At 67.7% G+C, this 22,481-nt stretch carries 19 protein-coding genes; 11 read left to right on the top strand and 8 right to left on the bottom strand.

The genetic code is table 11. From position 1 onward, the window contains the following. Nucleotides 1-62: 62 nt before the first annotated feature. The 7 genes from KHO41_RS17330 to cobC are packed head-to-tail and all read left to right on the top strand — an operon-like array spanning nucleotide 63 to nucleotide 6,921. Nucleotides 63-1,979 (top strand): TonB-dependent receptor plug domain-containing protein, encoded by a 1,917-nt coding sequence (locus KHO41_RS17330; RefSeq protein WP_211954508.1) that lies wholly within the window; start codon nucleotides 63-65, stop codon nucleotides 1,977-1,979. An 18-nt stretch (nucleotides 1,980-1,997) separates the two neighbouring features. Further along, nucleotides 1,998-3,005, top strand: coding sequence for a FecCD family ABC transporter permease (locus tag KHO41_RS17325; RefSeq protein WP_211954507.1), 1,008 nt, complete (start codon nucleotides 1,998-2,000; stop codon nucleotides 3,003-3,005). Then, nucleotides 3,002-3,835 carry an ABC transporter ATP-binding protein gene (locus KHO41_RS17320; protein WP_211954506.1) on the top strand — a complete coding sequence of 278 codons (834 nt, stop codon included), beginning with the start codon at nucleotides 3,002-3,004 and terminating at the stop codon, nucleotides 3,833-3,835. Before KHO41_RS17325 ends, KHO41_RS17320 begins: the two co-directional genes overlap by 4 nt. Then, nucleotides 3,832-4,473 carry a cob(I)yrinic acid a,c-diamide adenosyltransferase gene (gene cobO / locus KHO41_RS17315; protein ID WP_211954505.1) on the top strand — a complete coding sequence of 214 codons (642 nt, stop codon included), beginning with the start codon at nucleotides 3,832-3,834 and terminating at the stop codon, nucleotides 4,471-4,473. Before KHO41_RS17320 ends, cobO begins: the two co-directional genes overlap by 4 nt. A 46-nt stretch (nucleotides 4,474-4,519) precedes the next feature. Next, on the top strand, nucleotides 4,520-5,560 hold the full coding sequence (gene cobT, locus KHO41_RS17310; RefSeq protein WP_211954504.1) for a nicotinate-nucleotide--dimethylbenzimidazole phosphoribosyltransferase: 1,041 nt from the start codon (nucleotides 4,520-4,522) through the stop codon (nucleotides 5,558-5,560). A 9-nt stretch (nucleotides 5,561-5,569) separates the two neighbouring features. Continuing rightward, the gene (locus tag KHO41_RS17305; protein WP_211954503.1) at nucleotides 5,570-6,346 is read left to right on the top strand and encodes an adenosylcobinamide-GDP ribazoletransferase; all 777 of its coding nucleotides are present in this window, start codon (nucleotides 5,570-5,572) and stop codon (nucleotides 6,344-6,346) included. Next, on the top strand, nucleotides 6,331-6,921 hold the full coding sequence (gene cobC, locus KHO41_RS17300; protein WP_211954502.1) for an alpha-ribazole phosphatase family protein: 591 nt from the start codon (nucleotides 6,331-6,333) through the stop codon (nucleotides 6,919-6,921). The genes KHO41_RS17305 and cobC overlap by 16 nt, the downstream gene beginning before the upstream one ends. Here the strand turns inward: cobC and KHO41_RS17295 are convergent, their stop codons facing one another. Genes KHO41_RS17295 through cobU form a run of 4 tightly spaced genes read right to left on the bottom strand, consistent with a single transcriptional unit; the run spans nucleotide 6,922 to nucleotide 10,494 of the window. Further along, nucleotides 6,922-7,824, bottom strand: a complete 903-nt coding sequence (locus KHO41_RS17295) for a cobalamin-binding protein (RefSeq protein ID WP_211954501.1) — start codon at nucleotides 7,822-7,824, stop codon at nucleotides 6,922-6,924. A gap of 14 nt (nucleotides 7,825-7,838) precedes the next feature. After that, nucleotides 7,839-8,861 (bottom strand): threonine-phosphate decarboxylase CobD, encoded by a 1,023-nt coding sequence (cobD, locus tag KHO41_RS17290; protein ID WP_211954500.1) that lies wholly within the window; start codon nucleotides 8,859-8,861, stop codon nucleotides 7,839-7,841. After that, nucleotides 8,858-9,838, bottom strand: coding sequence for an adenosylcobinamide-phosphate synthase CbiB (gene cbiB, locus KHO41_RS17285; RefSeq protein ID WP_211954499.1), 981 nt, complete (start codon nucleotides 9,836-9,838; stop codon nucleotides 8,858-8,860). The genes cobD and cbiB overlap by 4 nt, the downstream gene beginning before the upstream one ends. Further along, nucleotides 9,832-10,494 carry a bifunctional adenosylcobinamide kinase/adenosylcobinamide-phosphate guanylyltransferase gene (gene cobU / locus KHO41_RS17280; RefSeq protein ID WP_244873873.1) on the bottom strand — a complete coding sequence of 221 codons (663 nt, stop codon included), beginning with the start codon at nucleotides 10,492-10,494 and terminating at the stop codon, nucleotides 9,832-9,834. The genes cbiB and cobU overlap by 7 nt, the downstream gene beginning before the upstream one ends. 121 nt (nucleotides 10,495-10,615) lie before the next feature. Between cobU and KHO41_RS17275 the strand changes: the two genes are divergently transcribed. Beyond that, the gene (locus KHO41_RS17275) at nucleotides 10,616-12,076 is read left to right on the top strand and encodes a cobyric acid synthase (RefSeq protein ID WP_211954574.1); all 1,461 of its coding nucleotides are present in this window, start codon (nucleotides 10,616-10,618) and stop codon (nucleotides 12,074-12,076) included. Here KHO41_RS17275 and KHO41_RS17270 read toward each other — a convergent pair. Then, nucleotides 12,073-12,630 carry a GNAT family N-acetyltransferase gene (locus tag KHO41_RS17270; protein WP_211954498.1) on the bottom strand — a complete coding sequence of 186 codons (558 nt, stop codon included), beginning with the start codon at nucleotides 12,628-12,630 and terminating at the stop codon, nucleotides 12,073-12,075. The two genes, KHO41_RS17275 and KHO41_RS17270, sit on opposite strands and share 4 nt — an antisense overlap. Before the next feature lie 159 nt (nucleotides 12,631-12,789). Between KHO41_RS17270 and KHO41_RS17265 the strand changes: the two genes are divergently transcribed. Next, nucleotides 12,790-13,998, top strand: a complete 1,209-nt coding sequence (locus KHO41_RS17265; RefSeq protein WP_211954497.1) for a PepSY-associated TM helix domain-containing protein — start codon at nucleotides 12,790-12,792, stop codon at nucleotides 13,996-13,998. A 66-nt stretch (nucleotides 13,999-14,064) separates the two neighbouring features. Here the strand turns inward: KHO41_RS17265 and panC are convergent, their stop codons facing one another. The 3 genes from panC to KHO41_RS17250 all read right to left on the bottom strand — a co-directional run bounded on the left by panC (nucleotide 14,065) and on the right by KHO41_RS17250 (nucleotide 16,175). After that, the gene (gene panC / locus KHO41_RS17260; protein ID WP_211954496.1) at nucleotides 14,065-14,913 is read right to left on the bottom strand and encodes a pantoate--beta-alanine ligase; all 849 of its coding nucleotides are present in this window, start codon (nucleotides 14,911-14,913) and stop codon (nucleotides 14,065-14,067) included. A 148-nt stretch (nucleotides 14,914-15,061) separates the two neighbouring features. Then, entirely contained in the window at nucleotides 15,062-15,949 is an 888-nt protein-coding gene (locus KHO41_RS17255) for a segregation and condensation protein A (RefSeq protein WP_211954495.1), read from the bottom strand. Between the two features lie 34 nt (nucleotides 15,950-15,983). After that, the gene (locus tag KHO41_RS17250) at nucleotides 15,984-16,175 is read right to left on the bottom strand and encodes a DUF3460 family protein (RefSeq protein ID WP_211954494.1); all 192 of its coding nucleotides are present in this window, start codon (nucleotides 16,173-16,175) and stop codon (nucleotides 15,984-15,986) included. Between the two features lie 232 nt (nucleotides 16,176-16,407). On the opposite strand from KHO41_RS17250, the gene KHO41_RS17245 reads away from it, so the two are divergent. Then, nucleotides 16,408-18,246, top strand: coding sequence for an autotransporter assembly complex protein TamA (locus KHO41_RS17245; protein ID WP_211954493.1), 1,839 nt, complete (start codon nucleotides 16,408-16,410; stop codon nucleotides 18,244-18,246). Then, nucleotides 18,246-22,433 carry a translocation/assembly module TamB domain-containing protein gene (locus tag KHO41_RS17240; RefSeq protein WP_211954492.1) on the top strand — a complete coding sequence of 1,396 codons (4,188 nt, stop codon included), beginning with the start codon at nucleotides 18,246-18,248 and terminating at the stop codon, nucleotides 22,431-22,433. Before KHO41_RS17245 ends, KHO41_RS17240 begins: the two co-directional genes overlap by 1 nt. Nucleotides 22,434-22,481 lie beyond the last annotated feature (48 nt).

The following is a 22,481-nucleotide window of genomic DNA, read 5'->3' as shown; positions in this document are numbered from 1 at the left end:
ACGCCTCATCGCCAATTGGCCCGCGGGGGAACGGGTCCGGCCGTCCTATCCATTCCTGCATCATGCGTTCATCGCTTTACAGGTCGAACCGTCCGGCACTGCCGACGGTGCGTCCGTCCGTGGCTGCTGTCCTGGCTGCCCTGTCTTCCCTTGTCCTGAACCCCGCCTTGGCCCAGACCGAGCCTGCCGCTTCGTCTCAGCCGGCCGCCGGTGCCGCCGCTGCGACACAGCTGGCGCCGGTGGTGGTCACCTCGACCCGCACGGCGCAGCCGCTGACCGAGGCGCTGCCGCATACCACGGTGGTGACGCAGGAAGACATCGTCAACTCGCAAGCGCCGGACCTGCGCACGCTGCTGCGCAACCAGGCCGGCGTGGAGCTGACCGCCAACGGCGGCATGGGCTCGAATACCTCGCTGTTCATGCGCGGTGCCAACTCCAACCAGACACTGATCCTGATCGATGGCGTGCGCGTCTCGTCGGTCAGCAGCGGCACGGCCCAGCTGGCCAACATCCTGCCCGACCAGATCGACCATATCGAAGTGGTGCGCGGCAACGTATCGGCGCTGTACGGCTCGGATGCGATCGGCGGCGTGGTGCAGATCTTCACCAAGAGCGGTGCGGGCCAGGCACCCGCGGCGAACGCGCAGGTGGAGTACGGCAGCAACAATACGCGCCAGGGTACGGTCGGTTATGGCGGCCAGATCGGCGACACCTCGTTCAACGTGACCGGCTCCGCGTTCAAGACCGACGGCTTTTCGTCGATCAACACGCAGCAGGCTCCGCGCGCCAACCCGAACGACAACCCGTACGAGAACCAGAGCGTGTCGGCGCAGGTCAAGCATCGCTTCACGCCGAACTGGGATGCGGGCATGGCCGGCTACTACTCGAAGAGCAAGCTGTCGTATGACAGCAGCTTCGGCCGCCCGACCGACGACAACCGCAGCAACAGCGAGCTGTACACGGTGTCGGCCTTCGTCAACGGCAAGGTGCTGCCGGACTGGTCCACGCATTTCAAGCTTGCGCAGAGCGAGGACCGCAGCGAAAACTTCCTGAACGGTGCCAACAACGGCACCTTCAACACGCGCAATCGCCAGTTCAACTGGCAGAACGAATACGCGCTGGCGCCGACCCACACGCTGCTGTTCGGTACCGACTACCTGCAGCAGGAACTTGATTCCAACTCGTACGGCGCGCCGTCGCGCAATGTGTTCTCGGTATTCGGCGGCTATGACGGGCGCTTCGGCAAGCACCAGCTGCAGCTGAACGGCCGCAACGACCACTATTCGGACTTTGGCAACCAGGGCAGCTTCTTCGCGGGCTACGGCTATAACGTAACCGAGGCGCTCAAGCTGATCGCCAACATCAGCAACGCGTTCCGCGCGCCGACGTTCAACGAGCTGTATTTCCCGGGCTTCGGCAATCCGAACCTGAACCCCGAGCGCGCCAAGTCGGCGGAAGTCGGCGTGCAGTACAACACGCCGCAAACCGGCCTGCTGCGTGTGACGACGTTCGAGACCCGCTATGACGACCTGATCGTCAATGTCACGCAGCCCAACGGCCTGCTGGCGCCGACCAATGTCAACAAGGCGAAGGTGCAGGGCATCGAGGCGTCCTGGCGCGCTTCGCTGTGGGGGACCGATGTGGGCGCGAGCGTGACGTTCCAGAACCCGGTGGACGAACAGACCAACACGCAGCTGCTTCGCCGCGCACGCCGCCATGCGGCGTTCGATGTGGGCCGCAACTTCGGCAACTGGCGTTTTGGCGGGGAATGGCTGCTGTCGTCGTCGCGCCTGGATACGGGCTCGCGCACGCTGGGCGGATACGGTATCGTCAACCTCAACGCGCGCTACAACATCGACAAGCAATGGTTCGTCGCTGCCCGGGTCGAAAACCTGTTCGACAAGAACTACCAGCTGGTCTATCCCTACAACACGCAGGGTCGGGCCGGCTATATCACGCTTGGCTGGCGCCAGAAATGACGGGTGGTGCGGCGCGCCATGTCTGACTTCCGGCGCGCCCTCGCGGTGTGGCTAATACTCGCGGCCGCTGCGGTGGCGGTGTTCCTGCTGTCGCTGGCGCTTGGCAGCGTGCGCATGGACACCGCGCAGCTCTGGCAGGCGCTGACGGGCGCCGACACCGGCACCGCGGGCGCCATCGTGCGCGACCTGCGCCTGCCACGCGCTGCGGCGGCATTTGCCTGCGGCGGCCTGCTGGCCCTGTCCGGCGCGCTGATGCAGGTGCTGCTGCGCAATCCGCTGGCCGAGCCCTATGTGCTGGGCGTGTCTGGCGGTGCCGCCACCGGTGCGCTCGGTGCCATGCTGTTGATGCTGCCGCTATGGGCCGTGCAGGCCGGCGCGGCAAGCGGCGCGCTGCTGTCGATGGTGCTGGTCGCCACGCTCGCGCGGCGTGACCTGCTGCACCCGCAGGTGCAGGGCGGCCACCACGAGGCCGGTGCGCGCCTGCTGCTGACCGGCGTGATCCTGGCCTCGGGCTGGGGCGCGCTGATTACGCTGATCCTTGCCATCGCGCCGGAAGCACGGTTGCGCGGCATGCTGTTCTGGCTCACGGGCGATCTGGGCGGCACGGCCGAATACGGCGTGGCGCTTGCCATGCTGATGCTCGCCGTGTTGCTGGCGATGCCGATGGCGCGCTCGCTCAATGTGATGCTGCTCGGCGAAACCGTGGCGCAGTCGCTGGGCGTTCGCGTGGGCCGCGTGCGCCTGGCCACGTTCGTGCTCGCTTCGCTGTCGATTGCCGTGGCCATCACCACGGCCGGTTCCATCGGCTTTGTCGGCCTGGTGGTGCCGCATCTGGTGCGCCTCGCATGGGGCAATGACCAGCGTCTGCTGCTTCCCGCCTCGGCATTGCTCGGTGGGGCGCTGCTGATGGCGGCCGATCTGATCGCACGTACTGTGATTGCGCCTGCGCAGCTGCCAGTGGGCGTCATCACCGCGCTGCTGGGCGTGCCCACGTTTCTCTACCTGCTGCTGCGGAGGCCACGATGACGCACTGGTCGGAACCCGTAGCCGCATGCCCGACGCTGTCCCTGCACGACGTGAGCCTGCGCACCGGCGCGCGCGTGCTGCTCGATCGCCTGTCGCTCGAGATCGCACCGGGTCAGCTCTGGTGCGTGGCCGGACCCAACGGTGTCGGCAAATCCACGCTGATGGGTGTGCTGTCGGGCCTGCGCCATGCCGACGGTAGCGCCCGCCTTGACGGCACGCCGCTGGAGCGCCTGTCGCCGGCCACTCTGGCACGCCAGCGGGCTTACCTGCCGCAAGCCGTGCACGACACGTTCTCGATGTCCGTGCTCGACGCCGTTCGCGTCGGCCGCCATCCGCACCTGTCCGGCTGGGGCTGGACCGGGCGCGATGACGATGCCGTGGTACGCGCCGCCATCGAGGCCATGGATCTCGACACGCTGTCCGCGCGCGACGTACTCACGCTGTCCGGCGGCGAACGCCAGCGCGCGGCGCTGGCCGCCGTGCTTGCGCAGCAGGCGCCGCTGCTGCTGCTCGACGAACCCGTCTCGCACCTGGACCTTCGCCACCAGATCATGGTGCTCGAAGTGCTCGCGTCGCTGGCGCGTGCGGGCCGCCATGCGATCGTGGTGATCCTGCACGACCTGAACCTGGCGCGGCGCTACGCGACCCATGCGCTGCTGATGGCCGAAGACGGCACCGCGCTCCATGGCCCCGCGCAACAGGTGCTGACTCCCGAACAATGCTCACGCGCGCTGCGCACGCCCATCGTCAGTGTCACGGATGGCTTCCACACCGCGCTGATTCCCGATGGATTTCCCCGCCCGCAGGCGGGAACGAACAAACAATCATGAACGACAACACGACAGCACCGGACAACGGTACGGACGATGGCGGCCGCGACGAGCGCCACAAGGCCCGCATGGTCCGCAAGAAGGAAGTGATCGACGCGAAGATCGCCGCCGCGCAGGACGAGCGCGGCGTGATCGTGATCACGACCGGCAACGGCAAGGGCAAGTCGAGCTCGGGCTTCGGCATGGTGGTGCGCGCGCTTGGCCATGGCATGCGGGCCGGCGTGGTGCAGTTCATCAAGGGCGCGCAGCCCACCGGCGAGGAGATGTTCCTGCGCCGCTTCCCTGACGTGTGTGATTTCCACGTGATGGGCGAGGGCTACACGTGGGAGACCCAGGACCGCGCGCGTGACGTGGCCAAGGCAGAAGCTGCGTGGGAAGTGGCGCGCGGCATGCTGCGCGACCCGTCGATCGGGCTCGTGCTGCTCGACGAACTCAACATCGCGCTCAAGCTGCACTATCTTGATGTGGAGCGCGTCGTCGAAGACCTGCGCGCGCGGCCACCGATGCAGCACGTGGTCATCACCGGCCGTGGCGCGCCGCCGGCACTGGTGGAAGCAGCGGACACTGTCACCGACATGGTGCCGGTCAAGCATGCATTCCAGCAGGGCATCAAGGCGCAGCGCGGCGTGGAGATGTAGCGGTACACTGCGCCCGGTTCATTTTTACCCGTATTCATTGCGCACTATGCTGTTTCCCGAAATCGCCCCTCTCGACGACGCGCTGCGTCCGGCCCTGCGGGCCGCCATTGATGACAAGACCAAGCCGCTCGGCGCGCTCGGCCGGCTCGAAGACCTTGCCATGCAGATCGGCCTGATCTGCGGCACCACGCAACCAGCGCTGAAACGACCCACGGTGATCGTCTTTGCCGGTGACCATGGTGTGGCGGATGCCGGCGTCAGCGCGTATCCGGCCGAAGTCACCGCGCAGATGGTGCTGAACTTCCTGAAGGGAGGCGCGGCCATCAATGTGTTCTCGCGCCTGCACGGCGTTGCACTGGAAGTCGTCGATGCCGGCGTGCGGGTGCCGCTGCCCGCATCGCCTGGACTGGTCAATTGCCGGATCGCGGACGGCACGCAGAACTTCGCCGAGACGCGTGCGATGAGTGCGGAGCAGGCCAGCGCCGCGATGATGGCCGGCATGGCCCGCGTGCTGCGCGCCGCGCAGCAGGGCTGCAACGTGATCGGTTTTGGCGAGATGGGCATTGCCAATACCTCGTCCGCAGCCTGCCTGATGAGCCGGCTCACGGGCGTGCCGCTGGCGGACTGCATTGGTCGCGGCACCGGACTCGACGACGCGGGCCTCGCGCGCAAGCGCGAAGTGCTGGAGCGCGCGCTTGCGCTGCACGCGGACGCTGTCACGCCGCTCGATGCGCTGGCCGCTTTCGGCGGCTTCGAGATCGCGATGATGGCGGGCGCGTTCCTGGCCGCGGCCGCGAGCCGCATGGTGATCCTCGTCGACGGCTTCATTGCCTCGGCCGCGCTGCTGGTGGCGCACGGCATCGACGCGCGCGTGCTGCAGTACTGCGTGTTCTCGCACTGCTCGCACGAACGCGGCCATCGCGCGCTGCTCGACCACTTCCAGGCCGAGCCGCTGCTGGCGCTGGACCTGCGTCTCGGCGAAGGGACCGGCGCGGCGCTTGCGTGGCCGCTGGTGTCGTCGGCCGCCGCCTTCCTGAATGAGATGGCCACGTTCAGCGGTGCAGGCGTCAGCGGCGCCTCGGCCTGACCGCACCGCATGGCCGACGAACTGCGCTTCTTCCTGACTGCGCTCGGCTACTTCACGCGGGTGCCGCTGCCGTCGCCGCTCGCGCAGTGGGTCGGCTACGAGCCGCGCTATCTCAATGCGGCGGCGCGCTACTTTCCGCTGGTTGGCCTGATGGTCGGCGGCGTGGCCGTGCTGGTGACATGGGGTGCCGTGCAGTGGTGGCCGCCCGGCGTCGCGGTGCTGCTCGGCATGGCGGCGACGCTGCTGTTGACCGGTGCCTTCCACGAAGACGGACTCGCCGATTGCGTCGATGCGTTTGGCGGCGCGTGGCGGCGCGAGGACGTGCTGCGCATCATGCACGACTCGCGCATCGGGGCGTTCGGCGCCATCGCGCTGGTTGTGGCGCTGTTGCTCAAGTGGCAACTGCTTGTCGCCATCGGCGCACGCAGCGGATTGCAGGAGTTGTTGCTCGTGCTGCTGGCCGCGCATGGCGCGAGCCGTGCCATGGCCGTGAGCTATCTGGCAACGCTGGACTACGTGCGCGACGAGGGCAAGGCCAAGCCCGTGGCGCAGCGGCTTGGCGGCGCGGGGCTCGGCTTTGCACTGCTGTGCGGCGCTGCGCCGCTGGTGCTGGTGTCGCCGCTGTTCGCGGGCGTGGCGGTGGGTGCGCTCGCGGTCCTGCGTTTCCTGCTGGGCCGCTATTTCGTGCGCCGCATCGGCGGCTATACGGGCGACTGTCTCGGCATGGCCCAGCAACTGGGCGAGCTGCTTATCTACCTGGTGGCTGCCGCATGGACGTGGTCCTGATTCGCCACGCGCGGCCAGACGTCGGCGCCGGCATCTGCTACGGCAGGCTGGACTTGTGCCTGACCACGCCTGCTACCCCGTCGCCGCATGCCATGGTTGCAGCGCTGCCTGCGCCGCAACGCGTGCTGACGAGCCCGTTGCGTCGCGCGGCCGACACGGCCCGGTTGTTGCTGCAGTCCTTACCTGCCCACACGCTCGAACCCGAAGTCGATTCGCGTCTGGCCGAGATCGATTTCGGCAACTGGGAAGGGCGCGCGTGGGACGATATTCCGCGCGGCGAACTCGACGCGCTCGCGCAGGATTTGCTCGATGCGTGCCCCCATGGAGGAGAAACTGCGGCAGTGGCGATGGCGCGTGTGTCTGACTGGGCCGCGTCGCTGACGGACCAATCCTCATCCGATACCTGCATGTGGGTCGTCGGCCACGCGGGGCCGATGCGCATGCTCGCCGCGCACTGGCTCGGGCTGCCGCTGGCTACAACGCTGGGCTGGGAACTCGGTTTCGGATCGAGCAGCCTGTTCCGCCTTGGCAGCGGCACGCCCCAGCTCGCCTGGTGGAACCGCAGCGCAGGCTGATCAGCGCGCGGGCCGGCGGCTGCGCGCCGTGTCGAGGTCCTTGCAGATCTGCTCGGCGCCCTGGACCACGCGCGGGCCTGCACGATTGACGAGATCGCCGTTGATCGTGAACAGGTTGCCGCGCGCGACCGCGGTGACCTGCTTCCATTTCTCCCACATCGCGAAGTCCGCCAACGGCCGGTCCGACTGCGTGGCGCCCGTGCCCGCGGTCAGCATGACTTCGGGGTTCCCGGCCACCACGGCCTCCACCGATACGGTCGGCACGAGCGGAGACTCGCTCGCGAACAGGTTGCGGCCGCCACACAGCGTAAGCAGGTCGCTCACGAGGTGCTGGCCGTTCAGCGTCATCAGCGGCTGCTGCCAGACCTGGTAGAACACGGTGACCGGCGGCTTGGCCGCGTAGGTCTTGCGCAGCGCTGCCACGCGCTGGCGGAAATCGTCCGCGGCGCGATGGGCCGTGGCTTCCGTGCCGAGCAACGTGCCGAGCTTCTCAAGATTGTCGGGGATCGACTCGAGCCGGCGCGGCTCGCTATAGAACAGCGGCAGGCCCAGCGCACGCAGGCGGTCGGTCTGCTTCTGCGCATTGCCATGGCGCCATACCACGATCAGGTCCGGCTTGAGCGCCGCAATGCGTTCGAGGTCCAGCGCCTTGTTGTCGCCGACGCGCGGGATATCGCGCGCCTGCGGCGGATAGTCGCTGTAGTGCACGGTGCCAACGATGCGGTCGCCGCCGCCTGCGGCGTAGATCAGTTCGGTCACATGAGGCGCGAGCGATACCACGCGGCGTGCGGGCTGGGCGAGCGTGATGGTCTGGCCCGCGTCATCGACCGCCGAAACGGCGGCCATGGCGTGTGTGGTGGCGACGAGCAGCGCCGCTGCGGCGATCTGGCGGATAAGGGACATGCGGGTCAGTGCGTTCAGGCGCGCATCACGGCGGACAGCGCGGTTTCCAGTTGTTGCCACGCGTGCGGCGAATCGGGCGGCAGGCCAAATCGCAGGCCCGGCGCACAGTCGCCGGCGGCATCGAAGCGGCGGGTCCAGACGCCATGGCGGGCCAGCGCATCGTGCAGGGGTGCTGCGTATTGATGCGGCACCCAGCAGAACAGCGGCTGCATCACCGGCGCTAGTCCGCCATCGGCCAACAGTGCGGACAATCGTTCGCCTTGGACCGTCAGGCGTTCGCGGTTGGCTGTCTGCCATCCGGTGTCGGCCAGCGCCGCGCGAGCGATCACGCGCGCCGGGCCCGATACGGTCCAGTGGCCCAGTCGCTCGCGCAATGCACCGAGCAACGCTGGTTCGCCAAGCACGAAGCCGCAGCGTACGCCGGCAAGTCCGTAGAACTTGCCGAGCGAGCGCAGTACCACGAGCCCCGGTGCGCCGCTATGCGCCGCGATCGAATGCTGCGGCGTGCAGTCGATGAACGCTTCATCGACAAGCAGCGTGCCACCACGCGCGGCGAGCGTCGCGTGCCAGGCCAGCAACGTCTGCGGCGCAAGCAAGCGGCCTGACGGGTTGTTCGGATTGACCACGACGAGGTGGTCGAGACCACCGGCAAGCGAAGGCTGGGCAAAGTCGGACTCGCCGAGCAGCACGACTTCATGGCCCGCGGCAGCGAACGCAGGCGCGTACTCGCTGTAGCCGAGCGCGGCCACGCCCACGCGTCCGCGCGCAAGCAGTTGCGGCAGCGTGCGGATCGCGGCCTGCGACCCGGCAACCGGTAGGGCCTGGGGCGCGCCGAACGCTTGAGCGGCGATCTCCGCCAGGCCGTCGTCGTCGTCCGGCAGGCGCTGCCAGGCCTCGGCCGGAATCGGCGGCACCGGGTAGCCCGTCGGATTGATGCCGGTGGACAGGTCCAGCCATTCAGCAACAGGCCGGCCATAGCGGCGTACGGCGGCCTGCAGATCGCCACCGTGGCGGATGGGAGCCAGCGCGAATTTCACGGGGTCAGCAAGGCAGGGAGCCAGTGCAGCGCCGCGGCACTGGCAATGGCCAGTGCCAGCCAGAGCCACAGCGTGCGCTGTACCAGCTGCAGGCAGGCCAGCACATGCGCGGCCTCAGGCCGGGCGCCAGTGCCCAGTGGCGGACGTGCTTCCAGTTCGCCGTGATAGCGGGCCGGTCCGCCCAGCGCGACGCCTACCGCACCGGCGCCGGCAGCCATTACCGGGCCCGCGTTCGGGCTGGACCACGCGGGTGCCTGCGTACGCCAGCAGCGCAGGGCCTGCGCGGTGGCACCGAGCAGCGCATAGGACAACGCCGTGAGCCGTGCCGGTGCGAGGTTCAGCACATCGTCGAGCCGGGCTGCGGCCCAGCCGAAATATCGCAGGCGCGGCGTGCGATAGCCCCACATCGCGTCGAGCGTGTTGGCGAGACGGAAGGCAACCACTGCGGGCGCGCCGCCCACAAGGAACCAGAACAGCGCGCCGAAGATCGCGTCATTGCCGTTCTCCAGCGCCGATTCACAGGCGGCGCGTGCCAGAGCTTCGCTGTCGGCATCGGCCGTATCGCGCGAGACGATACGGGCGGTCAGTGCCCGTGCAGCGCCAAGGTCGCCGCTTGCCAGTGCCGCCGCAATTGGGGCGATGTGTTGATCGAGGCTGCGCGCGCCAAGCGCGGCATAGAGCGCGACTGCGTGCACCGACCAGCCCAGCCATGGATGCCATCGGCTTGCGGCATCGGCCAGCAACGCAATCAGCGCGGCCGGCACCAGCACCATCAATGACCAAGCAGCAATGCCGGTGATGCGCTGGCGCCATGCTGGTGTCGTTAATGGGGAACGATTGAGGTGGCGTTCGAGCGCGCTGGCAAGCTTGCCGAAGCCAACGAGCGGATGCCAGCGCTTCGGTTCGCCGAGCCACTGGTCCAGCAATACGCCAGCCAGCGCCGCGGCCGCGCACGCCGGCCAGGACAACATCAGCATGCGGGATCAGGGCCCTTGACCGCGACGGGGATGCCCGCCACCAGCAGCCGTACGCAATCCGCGGCGGCAGCGAGCTTCTGGTTGAGGCGCCCCAGTTCATCGACGTAGAAGCGCGTGATCGCGCCCATTGGCACCACGCCGAAGCCGATCTCGTTCGAGACCAGGATCACGTGGCCGGGCAGCGTGGGCAGCGCGTTGAGCAGCGATTCGATCTCTTCGGCGAAGATATCGGGCGGTGTGATCACGCCGTGCTCGGGATAGGCGCGGTCTTTCGGGAACAGCAGGTTGTTCATCCACAGCGTGACGCAATCCACCAGGATGCATCCGTCGTGGCGCGCGTGCGCGTAGAGCGCATCGGCCAGGCGCTCCGGTTCTTCGACGAGATGCCAGTCGGCCGGCCGGCGCGCACGGTGCAGCGCGATGCGCACTTCGAGCTCTTCATCGGTCTGGTCCGGATCCTGGCGCGCGGTGGCGATGTAGGTGACCGGTCCACCCTTGATGGTCGCGTGGTCGGTCGCCAGTTGCTCGGCGTAATGACTCTTGCCGGAGCGCGCGCCGCCCAGCACCAGCGTGAGCTGGCGCGCACCATGGCCGTTCGCGGCCCGGCGGGGCTCCGCGGCCGTGGCAGGCGCGGTATCGGTGGCCGGTGTTTCCATCCGGGTATTGTAGCGGTCGCATCCGATAGCCGCACGACGGGTGCGATAATTGGCCGCTATGCAATGTGATTCTTCTGAAACTTCGCGCACGGACGGCGCGGGTGCCTTGCGCGGCACGCTGATGGTGCAAGGCACGACTTCCGACGCCGGCAAAAGCACGGTCGTGGCGGGCCTGTGCCGCGTATTGGTCCGTGCCGGCACGCGCGTGGCGCCGTTCAAGCCGCAGAACATGGCGCTGAACAGCGCGGTGACCGCCGATGGCGGCGAGATCGGCCGTGCGCAGGCTCTGCAGGCGCAGGCGGCACGGGTCGAGCCGCACACCGACATGAACCCCGTGCTGCTCAAGCCGAGCAGCGACACCGGCGCGCAGATCATCATCCACGGCAAGGCCAGGCTGGACCTCGACGCGCGCGCCTATCACGCGTACAAGCCAGTGGCCATGAAGGCGGTGCTCGCGTCGCATGAGCGACTGGCGCAGGCCTACGACGTGGTGGTCGTGGAAGGCGCGGGCAGTCCGGCTGAGATCAACCTGCGCGACCGCGATATCGCCAACATGGGGTTCGCCGAGCGCGTCGATTGCCCGGTCGTGCTGGTGGCCGACATCGATCGCGGCGGCGTGTTCGCCCATCTGGTGGGCACGCTGGACTGCCTGTCGGACAGCGAGCGCGCACGCGTGACCGGCTTCATCATCAACCGCTTCCGCGGTGACATCAGCCTGCTGCAGCCGGGGCTCGACTGGCTGGAGGCGCGTACCGGCAAGCCGGTGTTCGGCGTGTTGCCGTACCTGCATGGCCTGCATCTGGACGCGGAAGACGCCATCGTCGGCGCGCAATCGGCCAAGCAGGGCGCCCCTGACACACTGCTGCGCGTGATCGTGCCGGTGCTGCCGCGCATCTCGAACCACACGGATTTCGATGCGCTGCGCGCGCACCCGCAGGTGGACCTGCGCTTTATCGGGCCCGGCATGCCCGTGCCGCCGGCGGACCTGGTGATCCTGCCCGGCAGCAAGAGCGTTCGGGCCGACCTGGATTTCCTGCACACCAATGGCTGGGAGCCGGCGCTGCGGCGGCATCTGCGCTATGGCGGCAAGGTCATCGGCATCTGCGGCGGCATGCAGATGCTGGGCCGGCAGATCCATGATCCGGCGGGTCATGAGGGGCCGGCTGGCAGCAGTGCCGGTTTCGGCTGGCTCGACTATGAAACGACGCTGGCGCCGCACAAGCAGCTGCGCCGAGTCAGCGGTCGGCTTGCGGACGGGGAAGCTACAGTCAGTGGCTACGAAATCCACATGGGCATCAGCGCTGGCGCGGGGCTGGAGCGCCCGGCGTTGTGGCTGGACGATGACGAGGGCATGCGTCGTGCGGACGGCGCCTGTTCAGAGGACGGCCAAGTGCTGGCGACCTACGTGCATGGCCTGTTCGATGAGCCGGCGGCATGCCAGGCGCTGCTGCGCTGGGCCGGACTCGACGGGGCACAGGGGATCGACCTGGCGGCACTGCGCGAGGCATCGATCGAACGGCTGGCCGATACGCTCGCCAGCCATCTGGATCTTGGTGCCATGTTTGCGCCGCTGCGCAGCTAGCGCGCGGTCGGCGCGAGGCGCGCGAGCAGTGCGGGCACGTCAGGCCACGACACCCGCCGGACAGTCACGATGATGTCCGTCCCCGGAAACGGGTCCTCGAAGCTCTCGGATTCCTGCCCGCCAAGGCGCCGGTAGAACTCGCGCGCCTGCGTGTTGCCTTCCAGCACGTACAGGAACAGCGGTCGGCCCGGCCAGCCTGTTGCCACGCGCTCCGTGCAGTGCGCCAGCAGGCGCTTGCCTAGTCCGTAGCCGTGGAAAGCCGGCAGCACATGCAGGTTGTCGAGGTAGATGCCATAGGCGGGTTCTGCATCGGGCATCAGGCACGCGAAGCCTGCGGGCTCGCCGTCCACGCAGGCCAGCGTCACTTCGAGCGGTGCTTCCGCACCTTCGCACAGGCGCGCATGCCAGGCCGCACGGCGCTCCGCCGGAGCGGTTTGCAGGAGATAGGCATCGGGCAACAGGTCCGCGTAAGTGTGTCGCCAGCTTTCGGCGTGCATGGCGGCAACGAGTTCGGCGTCGGCGGCTGTGGCGGACGTCAGGGTGACGAGGGGCATGGGTGAAGAATGTCAGGGGCAGGGCGCCATTCTGCCGTATTGCCGCGGCTGCATGCGGGCGGCCCGTACCCTGATAGAATTGCGAATCTTTCCCATTTGCATTGTCTGGCCTGGCGCTTGCGCCTGTTCCGCCGGCTCCCACAATCCCTTCTGTCGCCCATGGTCACCGGCCGCCTACGCGTCGTCATCGTCAAGCTGCACCTGTATATCGGGCTGATTTTCGGCCTGTTGTTCGTCCTGATGGGGCTGACCGGCACCACCATTGCCTGGCGCGACGAGCTCGATGCATGGCTGAACCCTGACCTGCTGGTCGCATCGGCGCCCGTGCCGATGCCGGTGTCCTCCGACACCGTGCAGGCCGTCACCGAGCGCCTGTCGGGCCCCGCCTATGGCCGGCCGAACATGCTGATGCTGCCGGTCGAGGAGCACGGCGTCTTTGTCGCGTGGTATCCGGTCAAGGGCCCCGACGGCGTCGTGCCCGGGCGCTCGCGCCAGGTCATGGTCGATCCGGTCACGTTCGAGGTGAAAGGCGAGCGGGTGTGGGGCGAGTTTGGTCTGTCGCGCCAGTTACTGCTGCCGACGCTGTTCCACCTGCACCGCTACCTGCTCAGCGGAGAAACCGGCAAGACCATCACCGGTGTGACCGGCATGATGCTGCTGATCATGGTGCTGCTCGGCATCGTGGCATGGTGGCCGAAGCTGCGGCCGCGCTCGGTGTTCCAGGCGTTCCGCATCACGCACGGCGGCTCGTGGTCGCGGTTTACCTATACGCTGCACCGTGCGGGCGGCATCTTTGCCGCGCCGGTGTTGGCGACCATCGCTTTCTCGGGTTGGTACCTGAACCTGCCGAAGTGGGTGACGCCCATCGTTTCCAGCGTGATGACGGTGACGCCGCCGGCCAAGCATGCATCGGCGCCCGCCGAGCCAGGCGCGCGGCCGCTCGGCGCCGCGCAGATCATGGCGACCGCCCAGACCGAATATCCCGACGCCACGGTGACCCGCATCAGTTTTCCGCGCAAGGCGGGCGATGCCTATGAAGTACGCCTGCGCCAGCCCGGCGAAGTGCGCAAGGACAGCGGCGCCACGCGGCTGTGGCTCGATGCCTATACGGGCAGGCGGCTTGGCGCGCGCGACCCGGCCGATGCGCCGGCCGGCGACACGTTCCTGAACTGGCTGTTCCCCTTGCACACGGGCGAGGCCTTCGGCGTTCCGGGCCGCATCTTCATCACGGTTTTCGGCCTGGCGCCACTGACGTTCGCGATCACGGGCGTGCTGATCTGGTTGAAGCGCCGACGCGGACACCGGCGCCACGTAACCAAGGTCCGCCAGCGGGCCGGCATCCGCAGCACCGAAAAGGCCGAGGCCTGAAATGCAAAGAGCAAGCCGAAAGGCTTGCTCTTTTTGTCTGGGCGAAGCGGCCGCGGGCCGCCGGGCTCAGATTTCGAGGTTGTCGATGAGGCGGGTGGCGCCCAGCTTGGCCGCAGTCAGCACTACCAGCGGCTCGCCGGCTGCGAATTCCTCCGGCGTCGGCGCCTGCAGGTTGTTGCGCTTGCGAATCGATACGTAGTCGGGCTTCCAGCCGCGCTGTGCCAGCGTGGCGCACGCGTCGGCCTCGACGGTGGCCAGCTGGGTGGCCGCGCGGTCGCTGCCCAGCACCGTGTCGCGCACGTCGTGCAGCGTGCGGTAAAGCATGGGCGCCTCGGCGCGCTCGGCTTCGGTGAGATAGCGGTTGCGCGACGACAGTGCCAGGCCGTCCTCGGCGCGCACGGTCTCGGCGGGCACGATCTCGATCGGCAGCGCGAACTGGTGGACCATGCGGCGCACGATCATGAGCTGCTGGTAGTCCTTCTTGCCGAACACCGCCACGCGCGGCTGCGCGGCCGTGAACAACTTCATCACCACCGTGCAGACGCCCTTGAAGAAGCCCGGCCGGAACTCGCCTTCCAGGATATCGCCGAGATCATGCGGAGGATCGATGCGGTATTCCTGCGGCTCCGGGTACATGTCGCGCTCGGTCGGGGCGAACAGCACGTACACACCCTCGCTCTGCAGCTTTTCGATGTCGTCCTGCAGCGTGCGTGGATACTTGTCGAAATCCTCGTTCGGGCCGAACTGCAGGCGGTTGACGAAGATGGACGCCACCACCGGATCGCCGTGCTGGCGCGCCAGCCGCATCAGCGACAGGTGGCCTTCGTGCAGGTTGCCCATGGTCGGGACAAACGCGACCCGGTTTTGCCCGCGCAACTGGTCACGCAGCTCTTGGATGGAGGAAATGACTTTCATGAACTTGGTGTGCTGTCGTGGTATGGGTGACCCTGGCGCCTTCTGGCGGGCGCATCGACAAGTCTCGGCGGGCCCTGTCGGGCCTCTTCGCGGTTGTCGGCGGATTGTAGAACATGTGGCCCCGGGGTGGGCGGGCGCAATGGGGAGGTCAGGCAGGGGTGTACGCCAATCGCACATAAATTGGCGCGAACGGCTCGGCCTGCGTGATCTCCACGAGCGACTCGCGCGACAACTCCAGCATGGCGATGAAGTTCACGACCACCACGGGCACGCCCTTGCCGGAACGGATCGCGTCGTCGAACAGCTCGGTGAATTCCATGAAGCGCGCGTGCTGCAGCCGGCGCAGGATCTGGCTCATGTGCTCGCGCACAGAAAGCTCTTCACGCGAGATCTTGTGGTGCTGGTTGAGCTTGGCGCGCTTGAGTACGTCGGCCCAGGCCGACTGCAGGTCGACCGTCTCCACGTCCGGAAAGCGCGGCGCCAGGCTCTGCTCGATATAGACCTGCGAGCGCAGGAAATCGCGGCCGAGCTGCGGCACGGTGTCCAGGCGCTGCGCGGCCAGCTTCATCTGCTCGTATTCAAGCAGGCGGCGCACCAGCTCGGCGCGCGGATCTTCGGCGTCCTCGTCGCTGTCGGCTTTCTTGACCGGCAGCAGCATGCGCGACTTGATCTCGATGAGCATTGCCGCCATCAGCAGGTATTCCGCCGCCAGTTCCAGGTTGGTCTTGCGGATCTGCTCGATATACGACAGGTACTGCCGCGTGACCTGCGACATCGGGATGTCGAGGACGTTGAAGTTCTGCTTGCGGATCAGGTACAGCAGCAGGTCCAGCGGGCCTTCGAACGCTTCCAGGAAGATTTCGAGGGCATCGGGCGGGATGTACAGGTCCTGCGGCAGCTTGAACAGCGGCTCGCCATACAGGCGTGCGAACGCCATGCCGTCGACCACGTCGGCCGGGCCGCCCTGGGCGGCTGACGCGGCCTGCGGCGCGGGCAATTCCACGGCAAGCAACTTGTCCTGATCGCTCTGGTTCATGGATGGCGTGCGGTATCCGGCACGTCAGCGCAGATCAGTTGTCCTGCGAGTAGACGTAAGGCTTTTGCGCCACACGCGACGACTGGGCACGTGCGCGCTCTTCGAGGTCGATCGGTTCCTTGTCCCACAGCAGGGCGCGGCCTTCGCGCTGCTCGGTCTCGAGTGCGGGACGTTCCTGCTTGAGGGACTTCAGGAACTGGGTGATTTCCGATTCGTACATGGCCATGGTGGGATTCTGGTAATGCGCCGCGAGGCGGCTTAAAGGTACGGTGCGGCAGGATTTTACAGTATCCGGCCCCTGCAACGCTCCCTTCCGGGGCCGCCGGATGCGACGCAGCCCGCACGCGGGCGCATGTTGTCGCAGGTCATGGTTCCGGCCTTAGGCGGGGGTGTGGTCAAATACCCACTTTGCGTGCCGCCGGCACGCGCCATCCCGCCCGGCGGAGCAATTGCAGCGAATGAGGACCGAAAGGACCGACTCGGCCCGCTTGGCGGCCAACCCTGACAGGAAAGTCCGCCCGGATGCGCGGCCTTGGACGCCCGCGCGCCTGCGCAGGCTGTTCCTGTCCGCGCTTGCCGCCGTTTGGCTGCTGCCGGCACAGGCAGGCTACAAGGTGGAGGTCGAGGCGCCCAAGACACTGCGCGAGATACTGGAAAACCACCTGGACCTGTCCCGCTACAAGGACCGCACCGACCTGTCGCCCGACCAGTTCGCCTACATGGTGGAAACCGTGGGCGACCAGGTGCGCCAGTTTGCCTCGACCGAAGGGTATTTCGATCCCGTTACCACCGCGCGCGTGGAGGGCGAGGGCGACAAGCGCGTCGTCCATGTCACGGTCGATCCCGGCGCGCGCACCATCATCCGTAACGTCGACATCAAGGTGGACGGACCGGCGGCCACGCGCTCGCCCGAGCAGGTGGCCGAGGTGCAGAAGAAGTGGGGCCTGCCGGTGGGCGACCCGTTCCGGCAGGAGGACTGGGACAAGGCCAAGGAAGAGGCGCTGGTGACGCTGCAGAGCCGCAGCTACTTTGGCGCGCGGCTGGCCCAGTCGCAGGCGCGTATCGAGCCTGACGAACTGCGCGCGGACCTGTCGGCGCGCTATGACAGCGGCCCGGCCTACCTGCTGGGGCCGCTGCGCGTCAGTGGCACGCGCCGCTATCCCGAGCAGATCATCTACAACGTCAATCCGCTCAACGAAGGCGAGCCTTACCGCGTGGAACGGCTGCTGGAACTGCAGCGGGCGCTCCAGAACCAGCCTTATTTCTCGAACGTGCAGGTCGACCTCGTGACGCCCGAAGGCGCGGCGGCCAATCCCCCCGACGGCGTGGTGACCGCGCCCGTGTCGGTGAAGGTGCGGGAGTATCCCGAGCACCGGCTCAACAGCGGTGTGGGTTTCACCACCGATACCGGTGCGCAGGTCGAAGGGCGCTATTCGTACTACAACCTGTTCAACCGTGCGTGGGTATTTGATTCGCAGGCCCGCATCGAACAGAAGCGTTCCTACCTGTTCGCGGAAACGGCCATGCCGCCGGACCGCAGTACCTTCCGCAACAGTGTGTACGGCAGCTACGAGCGCACCATCGACCTCGAGAACACCGACACCACGAGCTGGCGTGCGGGCCTGAAGCGCTCGCGCTCGCGCGAGAAGTACGACATCACGATGTCGCTGGACTTCTACTACGACAACCTGCTGCCCGAGGGCCAGCAGGCGCAGATCAGCAAGGCGCTGGTGCCGGCCTTCGCCTGGACGCGGCGCGATGTCGATAACCCCGTGTTCCCGCGCCGCGGCAATGTCATCAGCACCCAGCTCGGCGTGGCGGCCAAGGGCCTGCTCAGCGACGCCACGTTCTTCCGCATGTACGGGCGCATCCGCCAGTACGTGCCGGTTGGCAACCGCGACCTGTTCGTCGCGCGGCTGGAACTGGGCGCCAACATGACGACGGCCGATTCCAGCAAGATCCCGGCCACGCTGCGCTTCCGCGCGGGTGGTACCGACTCCATTCGCGGCTACAGCTACCAGTCGATCGGCACGCCGAGCGGCTCGAGCGTGCTGCCGGCGAAGTACCTCGCCACCGGCGGACTGGAATACCAGTACTGGTTCAAGCCCGACTGGGGCATGGCGGTGTTCTGGGACGCCGGCACGGCAGCCGATGCGCTCAATGACATCAAGATCTACAACGGCGTGGGTCTCGGCGCGCGCTGGCGCAGCCCGGTCGGGCCGGTGCAGCTCGACATAGGCTATGGCGTCCAGCAAAAGCAGTTCCGTCCGCATATCTCGCTCGGGGTGGCGTTCTGATGAGCCTGGTCGACATGCCATCCGTACCGGGCCGGGGCGGCGACGCGCCGCCGCCTGACTCCCCGACGCCAACCCCACCGCCGCCGCGCCGCCGGCGACTCTGGCGCGTGCTTGCCTGGATCGCCGCCTTGCTGGTGGCGCTGCTGGTCGCGCTGGCCGCTGCCGGCGTGCTGGCGCTGCGCTCGGAAACGGGCACGCGGCACCTGTGGACGCTGGCCACCCGGCTGTCGGCGGGCATGCTCTCGGGCAAGTTCGAAGGCGGCACGGTGTTTCAGGGCTTGCGGCTGCGCGACGTGGTGTTCGCGAGCGGCGAGACGCGCGTGACCATCGACCGTGTCGACAGCAGCTGGGATATGGCGTGGTCGCCGCGGCGCTGGCATGTGGCGTGGCTGCGCATCGGCAAGGTGGACGTGCAGCTCGGGCCGTCGGAGCCCAGTACGACGCCGGCAAAGATGCCGACCTCGCTCGAATTGCCACTGGCGATCGACATCGACGCGCTCACGATGGAGCGGCTGGCCCTGCGCACGAACCCGGTTCCCACTACGGAACCAATGATCTTTTCCGGGCTAGCGGGGGCCTTGCATTCCGATGGGCAGCGGCACCGCCTGACGATCGACCGGCTCGAGACGCCGTATGGCAAGCTTGCCGCCAACGCGCAGATCGCCGCGCAGGCGCCGTTCGCACTAAACGCCGAGGCGCTGCTCGAGGCGAGCTGGCAGAAGGAAGCCTTCACCATCAGTGCCAGCGCGCAGGGCTCGCTGGACACCTTGCGCGCCGAGCTGGAGGCCACCGGCGAGCGCATCCGCGCGCGGGCGAACGCCGATGTGACGCCGTTCGGCAAGGTACCGTTCACGCACCTGCTCGTCGACGGGGAGCGCATCAATCCGCGCCTGTTCAGCCCGTCGGCGCCGCAGGCGAACCTGACCATCCACGCCGACCTGCGTCCGGTAGACGAAGCCGGTGCGCCGGCGAAGCCGGCCGCTGCGTCGGCGCCACCACCGGCACCCGCACCCGCACCGGCATCCGCATCGGCACCCGCATCGACGCCGGCTTCCGCCGTGACCGCGCCTGCATCCGCCGCCGCGCCGCTCACCGTCGCCGGCGACATCGTGGTGCGCAATCTCGAACCGGGCCTGGTCGATGCCGGCAAGTTGCCGCTGCAGTCCGTGCAGGCGCACGTGCAGCTCAATGAGAAGACACAGACCCTGCGCGATCTGCGTATTGCGCTGTCCGGCAAGGCCGAGATCACCGGCAGCGGCACGCTGCAGGATGGCCGCGGTGCGTTCGACCTGGACGTGCACCGGCTCAACCCGGCCGCGCTGTACGGTTCGCTGACCGAGGCCAGCCTGTCCGGTCCGCTGGCCGTGCGCCTGGAACCCGGCCGCCAGAGTGTGGCGCTGGACCTGGCCGGTGGCGAACTCAAGCTGTTTGCCGATGCCAGCATGGACGAGAAAACGCTGACCCTGTCGGCATTGCGCGCGACGCTCGGGGCGGGAACCCTCACCGCCGACGGCAAGCTCGGTCTCAAGGATGAGCAGGCGTTCGAGTTCAAGGGCAGGCTGGCCGCGTTCGACCCGGCGCGGCTTGCCAAGGTTGCCAGCGGCCGCATCAATGCCGACTTCAGCACGACCGGCACGCTGGCGAAGGAAATCCGTGCAGCTGTGGATTTCACCGTGCGCGAGAGTGAGTACGCGGGCCTGCCGATGACCGGCTCCGGCAAGATCCGCCTGGCCGGCGAGCGGTTGCTGCCAAGCGAGGCCTCGCTCAGCATGGCCGGCAACCAGGTCGATCTGCGCGGCAGTTTCGGCGCGCGCGGGGACCGCCTGCACGTGGCCGTGGATGCGCCCCAGCTCGATCGGCTGAAGTTCGGCGTGGCGGGCAAGCTCAAGCTTGACGCCGACGTAAGCGGGACGATCAAGCGGCCCGAGGTCGTCGGCGACTACAGCGCGCAGGCGCTGACTGTCGGCCCGCATAGCGTGGCCACGGCCAGCGGCCATGCCGAAGTACGTGGCGGCCTCGAGGGCACGCTGTCCGTGCAGCTCGCGGCGCGCGGCTACAAGGGGCCGCAGGCCACCCTCAGCACGCTCGACGCCACGCTGAACGGCACGCAGGCCAGCCATACGTTCGATGCCAAGGCTGAAGGCACGCTGCACCAGCGGCCGCTGCACGTGGCACTGTCCGGGCAGGGCGCCTGGAAGGGGCCGAAGGACGGTTGGCAAGGCACCATCCGCACGTTCGAGGAACGCAGCACGGTCAACCTGCGGCTGGCCGCGCCGGCACAGCTGACCGTGGCCGACCAGCGCTTGCAGCTGGGTGCCACGCGCTTGCTGTTCGATCGCGCCGTGCTGCAGATCGACAGCCTGAACTGGGACCATGGCCGCATCCGCACGCAAGGCAACCTGGACGGCCTGCAGGTCGGCCACGTGCTCGAACTCGTCGAGACCCTGACTGGTGAAAAACCGCCGCTCCGATCCGACCTGGTCATCGATGGCCGCTGGAACCTGACGCTCGCGGAGACGGCCGCAGGGTTTGCCGAGATCCGGCGCCGCAGCGGCGATGCCTCGGTCAACGCGGGACGCGGCTTCACATCGCTGGGACTCGGCGAGACGTCGCTGCGCGCCGATATCGCGGGCAATCGCATCACGCTGCGTGGCGGGACGGTGGCCGATCGCATCGGCAAGGTGGCGGTCGATGTATCGGCCGGCCTGGTGCCGGATCAGGGCCTGGTCAGCGTTGGGCCGGCCTCCACACTGGGCGGATCGGTGCAAGTCGATGTGCCGCGGCTCAAATCGCTGGAATCGCTGAGCGGACCGCAGTACGCGTTCGAAGGCAAGCTGGCGGCCGCGCTGAAGCTGTCCGGCACGGTGAGCGCGCCGGTACTGACCGGCACCGTCGACGGCGATGGCATCGCGCTGACGATGTACGACCTCGGCATCCGCCTCACGGATGGCATCGTGCGCATCGTGCTCGACCAGAACACCGTGGAGCTGAAGCAGGTGGAATTCCGTGGCGGCGACGGCAAGGTCACCGCGACTGGCAACGTCAAGCTGGGCGAGTCCGATCCGAACCTGACGGCCAGGATCATCGCCGACAAGCTGCAGTTGTTCGCGAGCCCCGAACGCACGCTGATCCTGTCCGGCGATGCGACCATCGGCAACGAAAATCGCCAGATGGTGATCCGCGGCAAGTTCCGCGTCGACCGCGGCCTGTTCGACTTGCCCAAGGCCGGCGCGCCGGTGCTCGGCGACGACGTCGTGGTGGTGCGCCGCAAGGACCAGCGCGAACTGAAGACGGCGGCCACGCCGGCACCCGAGACAAAGCCCGCAAGCAAATTCAGTCCGCTGATCGAAATCACTGCGGATCTCGGCAACGACTTCCGCTTCCGCGGCGCCGGGGCCGACCTTGAGCTGGCCGGGCAGATGACCGTGCGCAGCGAGCCGCTCGCGCCGATGCGGGCCACGGGCACCGTGCGCGTGACCGAGGGCACCTACGAAGCCTTTGGCCGCAAACTGAACATCGAACGCGGTACCATCAACTTCAATGGTCCGATCGACAATCCGAACATGTACATCCGCGCAATGCGGCGCGGGCAGGAAGTGGAAGCCGGCGTGGAAGTGACCGGCACGGTGCGGCTGCCGCGCGTGCGGCTGGTATCCGAGCCCAATGTGCCGGAAGAAGACAAGCTGTCATGGCTGATGTTCGGCTACGGGGCGGAAAGCGCCGCGGCGGGCCAGCAGAAGCAGCTTGGCGGCGCGGCACTCGGCGGCGCCGCGCTCGGCATGATCGGCGGCAAGGCGGGGAAGGGCGTCGTGCAGCATTTCGGCCTCGACGAGTTTTCCATCGGCCCTTCCACCGCAGGCCTGAACGACCAGCAGGTCGTCAGCGTGGGCAAGGCGGTGACCGACAAGCTTTCGGTGGGCTACGAGCAGAGCCTGACGTCGGCGTCCAACGTGGTCAAGCTGACCTGGGCGTTTTCGCGGCGCTGGTCGCTGATCGCCAAGGGCGGCTCCATCAATGGCCTGTCGGTCTTGTTCAACCGCCGCTTCGACAACTGGGGCGTCCTGTTTTCGGGCGCCTCGAACCGCAGCAGTGCCAGAAGGAGCCAGGACGATGGCAATCCCGAATCCGATATCGAAAGCGCGGTGCAGGCCGCGTCTGCCGCTGTCGCAGAGCCAGTCAAGCGCTGACCGCTTTGACCGTTTCCCATTCCCTCACGCGTCGCCGCGACGCCTTGC

The sequence above is a fragment of the Cupriavidus numazuensis genome (assembly GCF_905397435.1).
Taxonomy (GTDB): domain Bacteria; phylum Pseudomonadota; class Gammaproteobacteria; order Burkholderiales; family Burkholderiaceae; genus Cupriavidus; species Cupriavidus numazuensis.
The sequence above is the reverse complement of the archived record's forward strand: the minus strand, read 5'-3'. Positions and strand labels throughout refer to the sequence as shown.

Coding starts and splice junctions, on each gene's coding strand:
- KHO41_RS17330 (WP_211954508.1), top strand. CDS start 63: ATGCGTTCATCGCTTTACAGGTCGAACCGTCCGGCACTGCCGACGGTG.
- KHO41_RS17325 (WP_211954507.1), top strand. CDS start 1,998: ATGTCTGACTTCCGGCGCGCCCTCGCGGTGTGGCTAATACTCGCGGCC.
- KHO41_RS17320 (WP_211954506.1), top strand. CDS start 3,002: ATGACGCACTGGTCGGAACCCGTAGCCGCATGCCCGACGCTGTCCCTG.
- cobO (WP_211954505.1), top strand. CDS start 3,832: ATGAACGACAACACGACAGCACCGGACAACGGTACGGACGATGGCGGC.
- cobT (WP_211954504.1), top strand. CDS start 4,520: ATGCTGTTTCCCGAAATCGCCCCTCTCGACGACGCGCTGCGTCCGGCC.
- KHO41_RS17305 (WP_211954503.1), top strand. CDS start 5,570: ATGGCCGACGAACTGCGCTTCTTCCTGACTGCGCTCGGCTACTTCACG.
- cobC (WP_211954502.1), top strand. CDS start 6,331: ATGGACGTGGTCCTGATTCGCCACGCGCGGCCAGACGTCGGCGCCGGC.
- KHO41_RS17295 (WP_211954501.1), bottom strand. CDS start 7,824: ATGTCCCTTATCCGCCAGATCGCCGCAGCGGCGCTGCTCGTCGCCACC.
- cbiB (WP_211954499.1), bottom strand. CDS start 9,838: ATGCTGATGTTGTCCTGGCCGGCGTGCGCGGCCGCGGCGCTGGCTGGC.
- cobU (WP_244873873.1), bottom strand. CDS start 10,494: ATGGAAACACCGGCCACCGATACCGCGCCTGCCACGGCCGCGGAGCCC.
- KHO41_RS17275 (WP_211954574.1), top strand. CDS start 10,616: ATGGTGCAAGGCACGACTTCCGACGCCGGCAAAAGCACGGTCGTGGCG.
- KHO41_RS17270 (WP_211954498.1), bottom strand. CDS start 12,630: ATGCCCCTCGTCACCCTGACGTCCGCCACAGCCGCCGACGCCGAACTC.
- KHO41_RS17265 (WP_211954497.1), top strand. CDS start 12,790: ATGGTCACCGGCCGCCTACGCGTCGTCATCGTCAAGCTGCACCTGTAT.
- panC (WP_211954496.1), bottom strand. CDS start 14,913: ATGAAAGTCATTTCCTCCATCCAAGAGCTGCGTGACCAGTTGCGCGGG.
- KHO41_RS17255 (WP_211954495.1), bottom strand. CDS start 15,949: ATGAACCAGAGCGATCAGGACAAGTTGCTTGCCGTGGAATTGCCCGCG.
- KHO41_RS17250 (WP_211954494.1), bottom strand. CDS start 16,175: ATGGCCATGTACGAATCGGAAATCACCCAGTTCCTGAAGTCCCTCAAG.
- KHO41_RS17245 (WP_211954493.1), top strand. CDS start 16,408: ATGAGGACCGAAAGGACCGACTCGGCCCGCTTGGCGGCCAACCCTGAC.
- KHO41_RS17240 (WP_211954492.1), top strand. CDS start 18,246: ATGAGCCTGGTCGACATGCCATCCGTACCGGGCCGGGGCGGCGACGCG.